The organism is Pseudomonas lalucatii, assembly GCF_018398425.1.
GTDB classification, from domain to species: domain Bacteria; phylum Pseudomonadota; class Gammaproteobacteria; order Pseudomonadales; family Pseudomonadaceae; genus Aquipseudomonas; species Aquipseudomonas lalucatii.
In genome coordinates this window covers 204,291-220,623 of record NZ_JADPMV010000001.1, presented here as the reverse complement: position 1 = coordinate 220,623, position 16,333 = coordinate 204,291, and the positions used below count along the sequence as shown (strand labels likewise).

Annotated in this window: 14 protein-coding genes; 6 read left to right on the top strand and 8 right to left on the bottom strand. The window is 64.6% G+C overall.

Annotation, left to right across the window (positions count from 1 at the left end; genetic code table 11):
* Nucleotides 1–17: 17 nt before the first annotated feature.
* Genes serS through ftsK form a run of 5 tightly spaced genes read right to left on the bottom strand, consistent with a single transcriptional unit; the run spans nucleotide 18 to nucleotide 6,090 of the window.
* Nucleotides 18–1,298 carry a serine--tRNA ligase gene (gene serS / locus I0D00_RS00935; protein ID WP_213637892.1) on the bottom strand — a complete coding sequence of 427 codons (1,281 nt, stop codon included), beginning with the start codon at nucleotides 1,296–1,298 and terminating at the stop codon, nucleotides 18–20.
* 16 nt (nucleotides 1,299–1,314) lie between these two features.
* On the bottom strand, nucleotides 1,315–1,689 hold the full coding sequence (gene crcB / locus I0D00_RS00930) for a fluoride efflux transporter CrcB (RefSeq protein WP_213637891.1): 375 nt from the start codon (nucleotides 1,687–1,689) through the stop codon (nucleotides 1,315–1,317).
* Nucleotides 1,683–3,011, bottom strand: a complete 1,329-nt coding sequence (locus I0D00_RS00925) for a replication-associated recombination protein A (RefSeq protein WP_213637890.1) — start codon at nucleotides 3,009–3,011, stop codon at nucleotides 1,683–1,685. The genes crcB and I0D00_RS00925 overlap by 7 nt, the downstream gene beginning before the upstream one ends.
* Nucleotides 3,012–3,030: 19 nt before the next feature.
* Nucleotides 3,031–3,657 (bottom strand): outer membrane lipoprotein periplasmic chaperone LolA, encoded by a 627-nt coding sequence (gene lolA, locus I0D00_RS00920; RefSeq protein ID WP_213637889.1) that lies wholly within the window; start codon nucleotides 3,655–3,657, stop codon nucleotides 3,031–3,033.
* 30 nt (nucleotides 3,658–3,687) lie between these two features.
* Complete coding sequence (gene ftsK / locus I0D00_RS00915; protein ID WP_213637888.1) at nucleotides 3,688–6,090, bottom strand: DNA translocase FtsK; 2,403 nt, start codon at nucleotides 6,088–6,090, stop codon at nucleotides 3,688–3,690.
* Nucleotides 6,091–6,311: 221 nt separating this feature from the next.
* Here ftsK and trxB point away from each other — a divergent pair, with 221 nt between their 5' ends.
* The 4 genes from trxB to infA all read left to right on the top strand — a co-directional run bounded on the left by trxB (nucleotide 6,312) and on the right by infA (nucleotide 9,078).
* Complete coding sequence (trxB, locus tag I0D00_RS00910; protein ID WP_213637887.1) at nucleotides 6,312–7,262, top strand: thioredoxin-disulfide reductase; 951 nt, start codon at nucleotides 6,312–6,314, stop codon at nucleotides 7,260–7,262.
* A 54-nt stretch (nucleotides 7,263–7,316) separates the two neighbouring features.
* The gene (gene aat, locus I0D00_RS00905; RefSeq protein ID WP_213637886.1) at nucleotides 7,317–7,997 is read left to right on the top strand and encodes a leucyl/phenylalanyl-tRNA--protein transferase; all 681 of its coding nucleotides are present in this window, start codon (nucleotides 7,317–7,319) and stop codon (nucleotides 7,995–7,997) included.
* Between the two features lie 54 nt (nucleotides 7,998–8,051).
* The gene (locus tag I0D00_RS00900; RefSeq protein WP_213637885.1) at nucleotides 8,052–8,759 is read left to right on the top strand and encodes an arginyltransferase; all 708 of its coding nucleotides are present in this window, start codon (nucleotides 8,052–8,054) and stop codon (nucleotides 8,757–8,759) included.
* Between the two features lie 100 nt (nucleotides 8,760–8,859).
* Nucleotides 8,860–9,078, top strand: a complete 219-nt coding sequence (gene infA, locus I0D00_RS00895) for a translation initiation factor IF-1 (RefSeq protein WP_002553999.1) — start codon at nucleotides 8,860–8,862, stop codon at nucleotides 9,076–9,078.
* A gap of 58 nt (nucleotides 9,079–9,136) precedes the next feature.
* Here infA and clpA read toward each other — a convergent pair whose 3' ends face one another.
* Entirely contained in the window at nucleotides 9,137–11,407 is a 2,271-nt protein-coding gene (clpA, locus tag I0D00_RS00890) for an ATP-dependent Clp protease ATP-binding subunit ClpA (protein ID WP_213637884.1), read from the bottom strand.
* A gap of 29 nt (nucleotides 11,408–11,436) precedes the next feature.
* Nucleotides 11,437–11,799: an ATP-dependent Clp protease adapter ClpS gene (gene clpS / locus I0D00_RS00885; RefSeq protein WP_213637883.1), complete on the bottom strand. Its 363-nt coding sequence runs from the start codon at nucleotides 11,797–11,799 to the stop codon at nucleotides 11,437–11,439.
* Between the two features lie 227 nt (nucleotides 11,800–12,026).
* On the opposite strand from clpS, the gene cspD reads away from it, so the two are divergent.
* Nucleotides 12,027–12,290 carry a cold shock domain-containing protein CspD gene (gene cspD / locus I0D00_RS00880; RefSeq protein ID WP_213637882.1) on the top strand — a complete coding sequence of 88 codons (264 nt, stop codon included), beginning with the start codon at nucleotides 12,027–12,029 and terminating at the stop codon, nucleotides 12,288–12,290.
* 71 nt (nucleotides 12,291–12,361) lie between these two features.
* Here cspD and icd read toward each other — a convergent pair whose 3' ends face one another.
* A complete protein-coding gene (gene icd, locus I0D00_RS00875) occupies nucleotides 12,362–13,618 on the bottom strand; it encodes an NADP-dependent isocitrate dehydrogenase (protein ID WP_213637881.1) in 1,257 nt (418 codons plus the stop codon).
* A gap of 371 nt (nucleotides 13,619–13,989) precedes the next feature.
* On the opposite strand from icd, the gene I0D00_RS00870 reads away from it, so the two are divergent.
* Nucleotides 13,990–16,215 carry an NADP-dependent isocitrate dehydrogenase gene (locus I0D00_RS00870; RefSeq protein WP_213637880.1) on the top strand — a complete coding sequence of 742 codons (2,226 nt, stop codon included), beginning with the start codon at nucleotides 13,990–13,992 and terminating at the stop codon, nucleotides 16,213–16,215.
* Nucleotides 16,216–16,333: the final 118 nt, after the last annotated feature.

Here is a 16,333-nt window from a genome sequence, read left to right as displayed (position 1 = left end):
CCTTTCCGCCCTGCGGGTCAGCCGATCACTTCGATGCCGCCCATGTAGGGCTTGAGCACCTCCGGCACGCGGATGCTGCCGTCGGCCTGCTGGTAGTTCTCCAGCACCGCCACCAGGGTGCGGCCCACCGCCAGGCCGGAGCCGTTGAGGGTGTGCAGCAGCTCCGGCTTGCCGGTCTCCGGGTTGCGGTAGCGCGCCTGCATGCGCCGCGCCTGGAAGTCGCCGCAGTTGGAGCAGGAGGAGATCTCCCGGTACTTGTCCTGGCTCGGCACCCAGACTTCCAGGTCGTAGGTCTTGGTCGCGCCGAAGCCCATGTCACCGGTGCACAGGGCCAGCACCCGGTACGGCAGCTCGAGCAGCTGCAGGACCCTCTCGGCGTTGCCGGTGAGCTCCTCCAGCGCCTGGTAGGAGGTGCTCGGCTCGACGATCTGCACCATCTCCACCTTGTCGAACTGGTGCTGACGGATCATGCCGCGGGTATCGCGACCGGAGGCCCCCGCCTCGCTGCGGAAGCACGGGGTGTGGGCGACGAACTTGAGCGGCAGCTGCTTGGCGTCGAGGATTTCGCCGGCGACTATGTTGGTCAGCGATACCTCGGCGGTGGGGATCAGGTACAGGTCGGCCTCGTTCTCGCGGCCGATCTTGAACAGGTCTTCCTCGAACTTCGGCAGCTGGCCGGTGCCCTGCAGGGCCGGCGCCTGGACCAGGTAAGGCGTGTAGGCCTCTTCATAGCCGTGTTCGGCGGTGTGCAGGTTGATCATGAACTGCGCCAGGGCACGGTGCAGGCGGGCGATCGGCCCGCGCAGCAAGGCGAAGCGCGCGCCGGACAGCTTGGCGGCGGTCTCGAAGTCCAGCCAGCCGTGTTGCTCGCCCAGGCTGACGTGGTCCTTGATCTCGAAGTCGAAGGTCTTCGGCGTGCCCCAGCGCCGCACTTCGACGTTGTGGTCTTCGTCGTCGCCCACCGGCACCGATTCGTGGGGCAGGTTGGGGATGTTCAGCAGCAGGCTGTCCAGCTCGCTCTGGATGGCATCCAGCTCCTGCTTGCCGGCGTCCAGCTCGCTGCCCATGCGGTCGACGTCGGCCAGCAAGGGGGCGATATCCTCGCCGCGCTGCTTGGCCTGGCCGATGGCCTTGGAGCGGCTGTTGCGCTCGGCCTGCAGTTGTTCGGTGCGGGTCTGCACGGTCTTGCGCTGGGCCTCCAGCGCCTCGAAACGCGCTACATCCAGTTCGAAGCCGCGGGTCGCCAGGCGCTGGGCAATGTCTTGCAGTTGGGTGCGCACCAGTTTGGAGTCGAGCATGTCGGGTTCTCGTCGATCAGAGTTTGGTGAAAGATAGGCCGGCCCAGGTCGCGAGCAGGCCACCCGACACGCTGAGCGCCACGTAGCCGATGGCCAGCGGCGCCTGGCCGCTTTCCAGCAGGCGCAGGGTGTCGAGGGAAAAGGAAGAGAAGGTGGTCAGGCCGCCGAGGAAGCCGACGATCAGGCCGGCACGCACCTCCAGCGGTACCTCCGGGCGCAGCAGGAACAGGCCGTAGAGGTAGCCGATCAGCAGGCAGCCGAGCAGGTTCACCGCCAGGGTGGCGATATTGAAGTGCTGCGGCCAGTGGGCATTGATCCAGTTCGCGGTGGCGAAGCGCAGCAGGCAACCCGCCGCGCCGCCGGCCGCCACGGCCAGGGTGGCGCCTAGCATGGCTTCCTCCGTTGCCGTGGACTGAGCCGATCCTGCTCGGCCAGGTGCCTGAGCTTGTCGCCGATCTTCAGCTCCAGGCCGCGCGGCACCGGCTGGTAGTAGCGGCGTGGCGCCAGCTGTTCGGGGAAGTAGTCCTCGCCGGCCGCGTAGGCCTCCGGTTCGTCGTGGGCGTAGCGGTACTCGTCGCCGTAGCCCAGTTCCTTCATCAGCTTGGTCGGCGCATTGCGCAAGTGCAGCGGCACCTCCTGCGAGCCGTGCTCGGCGGCATCGCGCAGCGCCGCCTTGAAGGCGTTGTACACCGCATTGCTCTTCGGCGCGCAGGCCAGGTAGACGATGGCCTGGGCCACCGCCAGCTCGCCTTCCGGGCTGCCCAGGCGCTCCTGCACGTCCCAGGCATTGAGGCACAGCGTCAGCGCCCGGGGGTCGGCATTGCCGATGTCCTCGCTGGCCATACGCACCACGCGGCGGGCGATATACAGCGGGTCGCAGCCGCCGTCGAGCATGCGCGCGAACCAGTACAGCGCGCCGTCCGGACTGGAGCCGCGCACCGACTTGTGCAGCGCCGATATCTGGTCGTAGAAGGCCTCGCCGCCCTTGTCGAAACGCCGGCGGCTGTCGCCGAGCAGGTCCTGCAGCATCTCGACGCTGATCTCGCCGCCGTCGTCGGCCAGGTCGGCGGCGTTCTCGAGGAAGTTGAGCAGGCGCCGGCCATCGCCGTCGGCGGCGGCCAGGAGGATCTGGAAGCTGGCATCCGGCAGGCTCAGGCGGCGCTCGCCCAGCCCCCTGGCGTCGCTCAGGGCGCGCGTCACCAGTTTGCGCAGGGCCGCCTCGTCGAGGCTTTTCAGCACATAGACGCGAGCCCGCGAGAGCAAGGCGTTGTTCAGCTCGAAGGAGGGGTTCTCGGTGGTGGCACCGATGAAGATCAGCGTGCCGTCTTCCACATAGGGCAGGAAGGCATCCTGCTGCGACTTGTTGAAGCGGTGCACCTCGTCGACGAACAGGATGGTGCGTCGGCCGTACTGCGCCGCGTGCTGCTGGGCGACTTCGACCGCCTGGCGAATCTCCTTGACCCCGGAGAGCACCGCGGAAATGGTCTCGAAGTGGGCGTCGGTGACCTGGGCCAGCAGCCGCGCCAGGGTGGTCTTGCCCACCCCCGGCGGGCCCCAGAAGATCATCGAATGCAGCGCACCCTGCTCCAGCGCCTCGCGCAGCGGCTTGCCGCGGGCGAGCAGGTGTTCCTGACCGACGTACTCGTCCAGGCTGGCGGCGCGCAGGCGGGCGGCCAGGGGTTGGGCGACGGGAGCCTTGCTGAACAGGTCCATGGAACCGGGTGGCGGCCTCTTACTCTTGGATGACGTCCGCGCCCTCGGGTATGTCGAAGCTGAACTGGCCATCATCCAGGCTCTGGTTCATCTGCACATTGAGGAACAGGATATTGGTGCGCTGGCCGATGCTGTCGATCAGCTGCATGTCGTTGAGCACGCCGCTGCGAAAGGACAGGCGCAGGCTGTCGAACAGGCTGTCCTTGGCCCTGGGCTTGAGGGTGAAGTCGACCACGCTGCCACCCTCCTTGTGGCTGATCTCGAAGTTCTCGCTGATCTTCGACACGTCGCCGGACAGCAGCAGCGCCGGAGTGTGGGTCAGGCGCTGGTCGAGGGTCTGGATGGTCACCTGCTCCAGGTCCGGGTCATACAGCCAGACCTTCTCGCCGTTGGACACCAGCAGCTGCTCCATCGGCTCGTCGGTGTGCCAGCGGAACAGCCCGGGGCGCTTGAGCGCCAGCTGGCCGGCGGTTTCCTGCAACTGGGTGCCGCTGCCGTCCAGGGTCAGCTGGGAGAAGCGCGCGGTGATGGTCTGGGCCTGGCTGAGCAACTGGGTCAGGCGCTGCACGGCGACCTCGTCGGCCGCCTGGGCGGTAAAGCTGGCGATGCTCAGTAACACCAGCATCAGCATGCGAATCGGGCGCATGGTAGTCCTCATAGAGTCGGTTTCCCGTTATCAGTCGCGAACGGGCCCTGGCGCGATGACTTCGCGCGAGCCGTTGGTATTCATCGAAGTCACCACGCCGGCCATCTCCATGGCCTCGATCATGCGGGCGGCGCGGTTGTAGCCGATCTTCAGCTTGCGCTGCACCGCGGAGATCGAGGCGCGGCGGCTCTCCAGGACGAAGGCCACGGCCTCGTCGTACAGCGGGTCTTCCTCGCTGCCTTCGCCGCTCCCCTCGCCGCCACCCTCGAAGCCGCTGCCGGCCTCTTCGACGCCGGCCAGGATGTCTTCGATATAGTCCGGCGTGCCACGCTGCTTCCACGCCTCGACCACCCGATGCACCTCCTCGTCGGAGACGAAGGCGCCGTGCACGCGAATCGGCAGGCCGGTGCCGGGCGGCAGGTAGAGCATGTCGCCGTGCCCCAGCAGCTGCTCGGCGCCGCCCTGATCGAGGATGGTCCGCGAGTCGATCTTGCTGGACACCTGGAAGGCCATGCGGGTCGGGATGTTGGCCTTGATCAGGCCGGTGATCACGTCCACCGACGGTCGCTGGGTGGCGAGAATCAGGTGGATGCCCGCGGCCCGCGCCTTCTGCGCGATACGGGCGATCAGCTCCTCGACCTTCTTGCCGACGATCATCATCATGTCGGCGAATTCGTCGACTATCACCACGATGGTCGGCAGGGGCTGCAGCAACGGTGCCTCGTCCTCCATGCTCTGGCGCTTGTACAGCGGATCGGGCAGCGGCGTGCCGGCCTCGATGGCGTCCTTGACCTTGCGGTTGAAGCCGGCCAGGTTGCGCACGCCCATCGCCGCCATCAGCCGATAGCGCCGCTCCATCTCGGCCACGCTCCAACGCAGGGCGTTGGCCGCCTCCTTCATGTCGGTGACCACCGGGCACAGCAGGTGCGGAATGCCCTCGTAGATCGACAGTTCGAGCATCTTCGGGTCGATCATGATCAGCCGCGCGTCTTCCGGCTTGGACTTGAACAGGATCGACAGGATCATGGCGTTGACCCCCACCGACTTGCCCGAGCCGGTGGTGCCGGCCACCAGCAGGTGCGGCATCTTCGCCAGATCGGTGATCACCGGCTTGCCGCCGATGTCGTGGCCCAGGGCCAGGGTCACCGGCGACTTGGCATCGTCGTACTCGGCGGACGACAGCACCTCGGAGAAGCGCACGATCTGCCGGTCCTCGTTGGGGATCTCGATGCCGACCGTGGTCTTGCCGGGGATGACCTCCACCACCCGTACGCTGATCACCGCCAGCGAGCGCGCCAGGTCCTTGGCCAGGTTGGAGATGCGGCTGACCTTGACCCCTGCGGCCGGCTGGATCTCGAAACGGGTGATCACCGGACCCGGGTGCACCGACTCGACTATGACCTCGACGCCGAACTCCTTGAGCTTGATCTCCAGCAGGCGCGACATGGCCTCCAGCGATTCCGGCGAGAACTGCTTCTGCTTCTTCTCCGCCACATCGAGGATGGAGATCGGCGGCAAGGAGCCTTCCACCGCCGTATCGACGAACAGCGGCGCCTGCTTTTCCTTCAGCACCCGCTTGCTCGGCTCGGCGGCCTTGGGTGCGGCCGGCGGCGTGATGACCGGCGCCGGGCGCTTCTCGCGCTCGCTCATATGCTTGCTCAGGGCTTCCTCGCGCTCGATCAGGCGCTCCTTGACCTTGGCCTGCTCGCGGCGATCATGGACCACCGGCGCGGCGACTTCGCTGACCCGTTCGTCGGCCTCGCGCAGTTGCGCGACCAGCTGTTTGCGCTCCTGGCGCGCGCTCCACCAGCGGTTGACCAGCCCCTGGATCAGCTCGGCCAGGTCCAGGGTGATCTTGCCGGTCAGGTCCATGACCCTGAACCAGGACAGATCGGTGAATACCGTCAGGCCGAACAGGAACAAGGCGATGAACAGCAGGGTGCTGCCCTGCACGTTCAGGGCATTGACCGCCAGCTGGCCGAGGCTCTCGCCCAGGGCACCGCCGGCCGAGGCCGGCATGCTCGAGCCGGCATGGAAGTGGATATAGGCCAGGGTGGCACCGGACAAGACCAGGAATACCAGACCAATCAGGCGCCAGGAAAACAGCCAGCCGCTCCATTGCCAGGGCTGATGACGCGCGCGGAAGACCTGCAGGGTCTTGGTGCCCAGCAGCAGCGGGAATACGTAGGCGAAATAACCCAAGGCCATGAACAGGATGTCGGCGAACCAGGCCCCCGCCCGCCCGGCGGCATTCTGCACCTGCTGGACGTTGCTGGTATGGGTCCAGCCAGGGTCGGCGGCGTCGTAGGTCAGCAGCGCCATCCACAGGTACAGGCACAGGGCGCCCAGGGCGATCAGCGCACCCTCCTTGAGCCGGTAAGACAGTTGCTGGCGCCAGACGGGCGCCTGGGCAGTAGAGCTAGAGTTCTTCAAAACGCATCCATTCCTGCGTCGGCAAACGCCGATTCATCGGGTAACGGCGAAAATGTGGCCTATTGTACGGGTTTACCTGGGCGATGCCACGCCGCACGGCGCGCCGGCGCCTGCGACTCCCGCTCGCTCCCGCTTCGGTGTAGCATAGCCCGCAACAACTTTCGCGCGGCTCAATTGGAGCATGCATTCTCTTTTGTGACAAAGGCTTATGAGGTGTTTTTATGAGCGAAGTCAAGCATTCGCGCTTGATCATTCTGGGCTCCGGACCGGCCGGGTACAGCGCAGCCGTCTATGCCGCCCGAGCCAATCTCAAGCCCGTGATCATCACCGGCATCCAGCCCGGCGGCCAACTCACCACCACCACCGAAGTGGACAACTGGCCAGGTGACGTCGAGGGGCTGACCGGCCCCGCCCTGATGGAGCGCATGCAGAAACACGCCGAACGCTTCGCCACCGAGATCGTCTACGACCACATCCACACCGCAGAGTTGCAACAGCGCCCCTTCACCCTCAAGGGCGACAGCGGCACCTACACCTGCGATGCCCTGATCATCGCCACCGGCGCCAGCGCCCAGTACCTTGGCCTGCCGTCCGAAGAAGCCTTCGCCGGCAAGGGTGTTTCGGCCTGCGCCACCTGCGACGGCTTCTTCTACCGCAACCAGGTGGTCGCCGTGATCGGCGGCGGCAACACCGCCGTGGAAGAGGCCCTGTACCTGTCCAACATCGCCAAGGAAGTGCACCTGGTGCATCGTCGCGACAAGCTGCGCGCGGAGAAGATCCTGCAGGACAAGCTGTTCGACAAGGCCGAGAACGGCAATATTCGCCTGCACTGGAACCACACCCTGGACGAGGTGCTGGGCGATGCCAGTGGCGTCACCGGCATCCGCCTGCAGGACACCAGCAGTGCCGCGACCAAGGAGCTGGCGCTGTCCGGGGTATTCATCGCCATCGGCCACAAGCCCAATACCGAGCTGTTCCAGGGCCAATTGGAAATGCGCGACGGCTACCTGCTGGTCAAGGGCGGCAGCGAGGGCAACGCCACGGCGACCGCCATCGCAGGCGTATTTGCCGCCGGCGACGTGGCCGACCACGTCTATCGCCAGGCAGTTACCTCCGCCGGGGCCGGCTGCATGGCCGCACTGGATGCCGAGAAGTTTCTCGACGACATCTGACCACTCCCAGGGCGGACGCCCCGCGCCCGCCCTGCCCTCCCTCCGGGGCGCTCGATGCTGACCTGGCTGCAACGCGACTCACTGCACTTCCCCCCGCTCGAACGGGCACTTCGCGACCCCAATGGACTGCTGGCCGCCGGCGGCGACCTGAGTGCCGAGCGCCTGATCCAGGCCTACCGGCATGGGTGCTTCCCCTGGTTCCAGGACGGCCAGCCGATCCTCTGGTGGTCACCCGACCCGCGCACCGTACTGATCCCCCAGGAGCTGCACCTTTCCCGCAGCCTGGCCAAACTCCTGCGCCAGGGCCGCTATCGCGTGACCTTTGATCAAGCGTTCAGCGAGGTGATCCGGGCTTGCGCCGCGCCCCGGCGATACGCCGACGGCACCTGGATCACCGATGAGATGCAAGCAGCCTATCTCGAACTGCATCGCCGCGGCATCGCCCACTCGGTCGAGGTCTGGCAGGGCGAGCACCTGATCGGCGGCCTCTATGGCCTGGCCATGGGCCGCCTGTTCTTCGGCGAATCCATGTTCAGCCGCGCCGACAACGCGTCCAAAGTAGGCTTCGCCACCCTGGTCCAGCACCTGCAACGCTGGGGATTCGCCCTGATCGACTGCCAGATGCCCACGCAGCACCTGCACAATTTCGGCGCCCGCGCCATCCCCCGCAGCGAGTTTGCCCAGGCGCTGCGGCGCCATCTCGACCAACCCAGCGGCGCCGACTGGCTCGCCTAGGCGAGCACGGCAGCCTGGCATACACTTACTCAAGGCTAACCCCGAGAGTCGATCATGACCGAGCTGGCCCGCTTGAAGTTCTACGCCACCCAGCCTCATCCATGCAGCTATCTGCCCGAAGAGCAGGCCACGACCCTGTTCCTCGACCCCAGCCAGCCCATGGATGCAGAGGTCTACGCCGAACTTTCGGAAATGGGCTTTCGCCGCAGCGGCGACCACCTCTATCGCCCGCATTGCCAGCACTGCACCGCCTGCGTAGCGGCGCGCATTCCCGCCGCCCAGTTCCACCCCAGCCGCCAGCAACGGCGCATCCTCAGGCGCAACCAGGATATCCAGGTGCGCCCGGTACGACCGGCGTTCAGCGAGGAGTACTACGCCCTCTACGCCCGCTATATCGAACAGCGCCATGCCGATGGCGACATGTACCCTCCCAGCCGCGAGCAGTTCTCCACCTTCCTGGTACGCGACCTGCCTTTCTCGCGCTTCTACGAATTCCGCCTGGAGGGCCGACTGCTGGCTATCGCCGTCACCGACGCCCTGCCCAACGGCCTGTCGGCCGTCTACACCTTCTACGATCCAGGCGAGGAGCGCCGCAGCCTGGGCCGCTTCGCCATCCTCTGGCAGATTGCCGAAGCGGCACGCCTGGGCCTGCACGCCGTCTACCTCGGTTACTGGATCAAGAACTGCCGCAAGATGAACTACAAGACGCAATACCGCCCGATCGAGCTGCTGGTCAATCAGCGCTGGGTCACCCTCAGCTGAAGGTCTTGGCGGAAACCTCCGTTTTCGGGCACAATGCACGCCGCTTTTGCCTGGGGCCAGTTGCGCCGGGCCATTCTTTGGATACCGAGGGCTTTACTGCATGTCGAAAGAAGACAGCTTCGAAATGGAAGGCACTGTCGTCGACACCCTGCCCAACACCATGTTCCGTGTGGAGTTGGAAAACGGGCACGTCGTTACCGCGCACATCTCCGGAAAGATGCGCAAAAACTACATCCGCATTCTGACTGGCGACAAGGTCCGCGTTGAGCTGACGCCTTACGACTTGAGCAAGGGCCGCATCACCTACCGCGCCCGCTAAGCCAAGCACCAGTGAAAACGCCCGGCATTGCCGGGCGTTTTTGTGTTGCCGCGAAAACTCAGGCCATCTCGGCCGTGGTCTCGAAGCTGAAGGTCAGCTCACCTTCGGCCAGATCGACATGCACGACGCCGCCATGCTCGGCCAGCTCACCAAACAGGATCTCCTCTGCCAGCGGGCGCTTGATCTTGTCCTGAATCAGCCGCGCCATCGGCCGGGCCCCCATCTGCACGTCGTAGCCCTGCTCGGCAAGCCAATCACGCGCCTCGTCACTGACCTCGAGCATGACGCGCTTGTCCTCCAGCTGCGCCTGCAGCTCGGTAAGGAACTTGTCGACGATGCTCTTGATCACCTCGTGGCTCAGGCGGCCGAACTGGATGATGGTATCCAGGCGGTTGCGGAACTCCGGCGTGAAGCTCTTCTTGATCACCTCCATCGCATCGGACGAGTGATCCTGATAGGTGAAGCCAATCGATGCCCGGGCCGCGGTTTCGGCACCGGCATTGGTGGTCATGATCAGGATGACATTGCGGAAGTCCGCCTTGCGCCCGTTGTTGTCGGTCAGGGTGCCATGATCCATCACCTGCAGCAGCAGGTTGAAGACCTCCGGATGCGCCTTCTCGATCTCGTCGAGCAGCAGCACGCAATGCGGCATCTTGGTGATCGCCTCGGTCAGCAGACCACCCTGATCGAAGCCCACATAGCCCGGCGGCGCACCGATCAGCCGCGACACGGTATGCCGCTCCATGTACTCGGACATGTCGAAACGCACCAGCTCGATGCCCAGGGCCTTGGCCAGCTGCCGCGCCGCCTCGGTCTTGCCGACCCCGGTCGGACCGGCGAAGAGGAAGGAACCGACGGGCTTGTCCGGGGCCTTGAGCCCGGCCCGCGACAGCTTGATGGCAGTGGACAGCGAGTCGATCGCCGCGTCCTGGCCGAACACCGTGAGCTTGAGGTCGCGCTCCAGGTTGCGCAGCAGCTCCTTGTCCGAACTGCTGACGTGCTTGGGCGGGATGCGCGCAATCTTCGCGACTATGTCCTCGACCTGGGCCACATCGATGCGCTTGACGCGCTTCTCTTCCGGTTGCAGGCGCTGGTAGGCGCCCGCCTCATCGATCACGTCGATGGCCTTGTCGGGCATGTGCCGGTCATTGATATAACGGGCCGCCAACTCGGCCGCCGCACGCAGGGCCTCGTCGCTGTACTCGATGCTGTGGTGCTGCTCGAAGCGAGCCTTCAGCCCACGGAGGATACCGACGGTGTCCTCGACCGACGGCTCGACCACGTCGACCTTCTGGAAGCGCCGCGCCAGGGCGCGATCCTTCTCGAAAATGCCGCGAAATTCCTGGAAGGTGGTCGAACCTATGCAGCGGATCTCCCCCGACGAAAGCATCGGCTTGAGCAGGTTAGACGCATCCATCACCCCACCGGACGCCGCTCCGGCGCCGATGATGGTATGAATCTCGTCGACGAACAGGATGGCATGGGGGCGCCGGCGCAACTCGTTGAGCAGCGCCTTGAAGCGCTTCTCGAAGTCGCCCCGGTACTTGGTGCCGGCCAGCAGGGCACCCAGATCCAGGGAGTAGACCACGCTGTCGGCCAACAGGTCGGGGACTTGCAAGTCGACGATGCGCTTGGCCAGACCTTCGGCGATCGCCGTCTTGCCCACCCCGGCCTCGCCCACCAGAAGCGGGTTGTTCTTGCGCCGGCGCGCGAGAATCTGCGCCACCCGCTCCACCTCCAGTTCGCGCCCGACCAGCGGATCGATCCGCCCCAGGCGCGCCAACTCGTTGAGGTTGCTGGCATAGGCATCCAGCGGATTGCCCGAGGTGGAGGCATCGCCGCCCTCCTCGTCCTGCAGGTCCTGCTCCGACTCCGGGTGACCACCATGGCCCGGCACCTTGGAGATGCCATGGGCGATGAAGTTGACCACATCGATTCGGGCGACGCTTTGCTGCTTGAGCAGGAACACCGCCTGACTTTCCTGCTCGCTGAAGATCGCCACCAGCACATTGGCGCCGGTCACTTCGCGCTTGCCGGAACTCTGCACATGGAACACCGCCCGCTGCAGCACACGCTGGAAGCCCAGGGTCGGCTGGGTTTCACGCTCTTCGTCGTGCTGAGGAATCAACGGCGTGGTGGAGTCGATGAACTCCTGCAGGTCATGCCGCAGTTTATCGAGGTTGGCGCCACAGGCGCGCAATACGCTGGCGGCGGCTTCGTTGTCCAGAAGAGCCAGCAGGAGGTGCTCAACCGTCATAAATTCATGACGCTTGGTGCGAGCCTCTTTGAAGGCCAGATTGAGGGTGACTTCGAGCTCTCGATTTAACATAGCTTCACCTCATGCCCAAGCGGCCGGCGTTAACCGTCCTTCTCGATCTCACAGAGTAATGGATGCTGGCTTTCTCTCGCGTACTGGTTGACCTGCATCGCCTTGGTCTCGGCGATATCCCGGGTAAACACCCCGCATACGGCCCGTCCCTCTGTGTGGACGGTCAGCATGATCTTGGTCGCCAGCTCCCGGTTCAGACTGAAGAACACCTCGAGCACCTCGACCACGAAATCCATGGGCGTGTAGTCATCATTGAATAAGACCACCTTATACAGCGGTGGTGCCTGCAGCGCCGGCTTGGATTCCTGTACGGCCAGGCCGGTGGAGTCGTCCTCGTGCGCTGCAGGGCGGTCCTGATTGAATGTTAGTCGAATCTGGCTGCTTGCATGCATGCTGAATAGTGCTTCACGGCTGGGCGAATACTGGTGCTAGACGGAGTTTGAACGGCTTCTCAGCCGGTTGCAGCATTGCCTTGACTATCGGCAAAACGGTGTTACAAACAAAGAATACCCACTACGGGTAGAGGGATTCCGCGCCTTCGCCCAACCCGGTCGAATCGTGCGCGGAATCGAAGTGGATGATACTCCAGTGATGGAGTCCTTTGCAGAGGGATATGAGCATGCTTAGCGGTAAGGTCAAGTGGTTCAACAACGCCAAAGGCTATGGGTTCATCCTCGCCGATGGCCGAGATGAGGACCTGTTCGCCCACTACTCGGCTATTCAGATGGACGGTTACAAGACACTCAAGGCCGGCCAACCGGTAAATTTCGACATTATCCAAGGCCCAAAAGGACTCCACGCCGTGAACATCCGCGCGATATCGGCTAACGCCGAAGCGCCTGCTGCCATCAGCCAGCCACAAGACACGACGATTGAAGTCTGAACCCCTGGGCCACCACTAGCCCAATTAAAAAGGCCGGTCGACAGACCGGCCTTTTTTTGCCCTCGAGCGGTTTACATATGGGCGATCATGGCGTCGCCGAACTGCGAGCAGGACATCAGCTTGGCTCCTTCCATCAAGCGCTCGAAGTCGTAGGTCACGGTCTTCGCGGCGATGGCGCCGTTGGTCCCCTTGATGATCAGGTCGGCCGCCTCGGTCCAGCCCATGTGGCGCAGCATCATCTCGGCCGAGAGGATCACCGAGCCCGGGTTGACCTTGTCCTGGCCGGCGTACTTAGGCGCGGTGCCGTGAGTGGCCTCGAACATGGCGATGGTGTCGGAGAGGTTGGCGCCAGGGGCGATGCCGATGCCGCCGACTTCCGCCGCCAGGGCGTCGGACAGGTAGTCGCCGTTGAGGTTGAGGGTCGCGATCACGTCGTACTCGGCCGGACGCAGCAGGATCTGCTGCAGCATGGCGTCGGCGATGGCGTCCTTGACCACGATATCCTTGCCCGTCCGCGGGTTCTTGAACTGCATCCAGGGGCCGCCATCGAGCAGTACGGCGCCGAATTCGTCGCGCGCGACCTCGTAGCCCCACTCCTTGAAGGCACCCTCGGTGAACTTCATGATGTTGCCCTTGTGGACCAGGGTCACGGAGCTGCGATCGTTGTCGACCGCATATTGCAGGGCCTTGCGCACCAGGCGCTTGGTGCCCTCCAGGGAAACCGGCTTGATGCCGATGCCGCAGTTCTCGGTGAAGCGGATCTTCTTGACGCCCATCTCCTCGGTGAGGAACTTGATGACCTTCTCCGCTTCCGGCGAGCCGGCCTTCCACTCGACGCCGGCGTAGATGTCCTCGGAGTTCTCACGGAAGATCACCATGTCGACATCGCCCGGCTTCTTCACCGGGCTCGGCACGCCTTCGAACCAGCGCACAGGGCGCTGACAGACGTACAGGTCGAGCTCCTGGCGCAGCGCGACGTTCAGCGAGCGGATGCCGCCGCCGACGGGCGTGGTCAGCGGCCCCTTGATCGACACGACGTAGTCACGCACGGCTTCCAGGGTCTCCTTCGGCAGCCAGGTGTCCTGGTCGTAGACCTGGGTGGCCTTCTCGCCGGCATAGACCTCCATCCAGGAAATCTTGCGCTCGCCACCGTAGGCCTTCTGCACGGCCGCATCGACGACCTTGATCATCACCGGACTGATATCGACGCCGATGCCATCGCCCTCGATGAAGGGAATGATCGGGTTGTTCGGAACTTTGAGGGACATGTCGGCATTGACGGTGATTTTGTCACCGGTTGCTGGCACCTGGATCTTTTGATATCCCATGCTGGACTCCGTCTCGTGGTTAAACAGCGCTCAGCTTTCGAGAGTAGCGCACTTGAATCGGGTCGAACCATATGTTCGTTGGTCTTATGCACAAGGGCATTCTGCGACCTCTGGTCGCAGTGATATACTGGGCGGATGACCAATAGGTCATGAGGGGGCCGCTTGCCTTGAATCAGGCAGCCGCCTCCTGAGCCCGCCGAACGGCTACCGCAACTCGGCGGCTCGAACTGCTCGACACTCTACTGGTGCATCCATCATCACCGCGGCGAGTTCTCGACTTCTGGCTCCAGCCCATGGCGGGCGAGCCAGGGCGCCTACCTGCGCATGTCGAGATTCTGTGTACGCTCAGCAAAAGAGAGAGTTAACCCCCAATGCCCACCCGCTCGAAGATTATCTATACCTTCACCGACGAAGCCCCGGCCCTCGCCACCTACTCGCTTCTGCCCATCGTGGAAGCCTTTGCCGCCTCCGCTGGCATAGCCGTCGAAACTCGCGACATCTCTCTCGCTGGGCGCATCCTGGCCAGCTTTGCCGACCAACTGGGCGGCGAGCAGCGCGTCGAGGACGACCTCGCCAAGCTCGCGGACCTGGCCACCACGCCGGACGCCAACATCATCAAGCTGCCGAACATCAGCGCCTCGGTGCCCCAGCTCAAGGCCGCCATCGCCGAATTGCAGGCCCAGGGCTACGGCATCCCGGACTTCCCGGAAGACCCGCAGAGCGACGCCGAGAAGGACGCCCGCGCCCGTTACGCCAAGGTCCTCGGCAGCGCGGTCAACCCGGTTCTGCGCGAAGGCAACTCCGACCGCCGCGCCCCGGCGGCCGTCAAGGCCTATGCCCGCAAGCACCCGCACTCCATGGGCAAGTGGAGCATGGCCTCGCAGTCTCACGCCGACTACATGCGTGGCGGCGATTTCTTCTCCAGCGAGCAGTCCATCACCATGGACCAGGCCGGCGAGGTGCGCATCGAGTTCGTCGACAAGCGCGATCAGGTCGAAGTGAAGAAGCAGCTCGCCCTGCAGGAAGGCGAGGTGTTCGACAGCATGTTCATGAGCTGCCGCAAGCTGCGCGACTTCTTCGAAAAGACCCTGCAGGACTGCAAGGAAACCGGCGTGATGTGGTCGCTGCACGTCAAGGCGACCATGATGAAGGTGTCCCACCCCATCGTCTTCGGCCATGCCGTGAGCGTCTATTACAAGGACGTGTTCGATAAGTACGGCGAGCTGTTCAAAGAGCTGGGCGTGAACCCGAACAACGGCATCAGCAGCGTCTACGACAAGATCAAGGTGCTGCCGGCCTCGCAGCAGGAAGAGATCCTCCAGGACATCCACGCCTGCTACAGCGGCCGCCCGGAAATGGCCATGGTCGACTCGGTCAAGGGCATCACCAACCTGCACATCCCCAGCGACGTGATCGTCGACGCCTCGATGCCGGCCATGATCCGCAGCTCCGGGCAGATGTGGGGCAAGGACGGCAAGCTGAAAGACGCCAAGGCCGTCATGCCGGAAAGCACCTATGCGCGCATCTACCAGGAGATGATCAACTTCTGCAAGACCAACGGCGCGTTCGACCCGACCACCATGGGCAGCGTGCCGAACGTCGGCCTGATGGCGCAGAAGGCCGAGGAGTACGGTTCCCACGACAAGACCTTCGAAATGACCGCCGACGGCACCATGCGCGTGGTCCTGGCCGACGGCACCGTGCTGATGCAGCACGAGGTGGAAGCCGGCGACATCTGGCGCGCCTGCCAGACCAAGGACGCGCCGATCCGCGACTGGGTCAAGCTGGCCGTCACCCGTGCCCGCCAATCCGGCACCCCGGCCATCTTCTGGCTCGACCCGGAGCGCGCCCACGATCGTCAGCTGCAGAAGAAGGTCGAGGCCTACCTGCAGGAGCACGACCTCACCGGCCTGGACATCCGCATGATGGGCTACAACGAGGCCATCCGCGTCAGCATGGAGCGCATGATCCGCGGCCAGGACACCATCTCCGTGACCGGCAACGTGCTGCGCGACTACCTGACCGATCTGTTCCCGATCATGGAGCTGGGCACCTCGGCCAAGATGCTCTCCATCGTGCCGCTGATGGCCGGCGGCGGCATGTACGAGACCGGCGCCGGCGGTTCGGCCCCCAAGCACGTGCAGCAGCTGATCGAAGAGAACCACCTGCGCTGGGATTCGCTCGGCGAGTTCCTGGCCCTGGCGGTATCGCTGGAGGAGACCGGCATCAAGACCGACAACCCGAAAGCCAAGCTGCTGGGCAAGGCCCTGGATGCCGCCACCGGCCGCCTGCTCGACAACAACAAGTCGCCGTCGCGCAAGACCGGGGAGCTGGACAACCGTGGCAGCCACTTCTACCTGGCGCTCTACTGGGCCCAGGAGCTGGCCGCCCAGACCGAAGACGCCGAGCTGCAGGCGCAGTTCACCCCGCTGGCCAAGGCCCTGACCGACAACGAGGAAAGCATCGTCGCCGAACTCGCCGCCGTCCAAGGCCAACCGGTGGACATCGGTGGCTACTACCGTGCCGACTCGCAGCTGGCCAGCCAGGTGATGCGCCCGAGCGCCACCTTCAACGCCGCCCTGGCGGCCCTGGCGTAACGCCTCCCCAGCGTCAGCAGAAACCCCGGCCAGGCGCCGGGGTTTCTGCTTCTCGGCCATGGCAGAAGCACGAGCCGCACCTGCCATGACCGCCTCTTCCGACACGAGGTCATCCGCA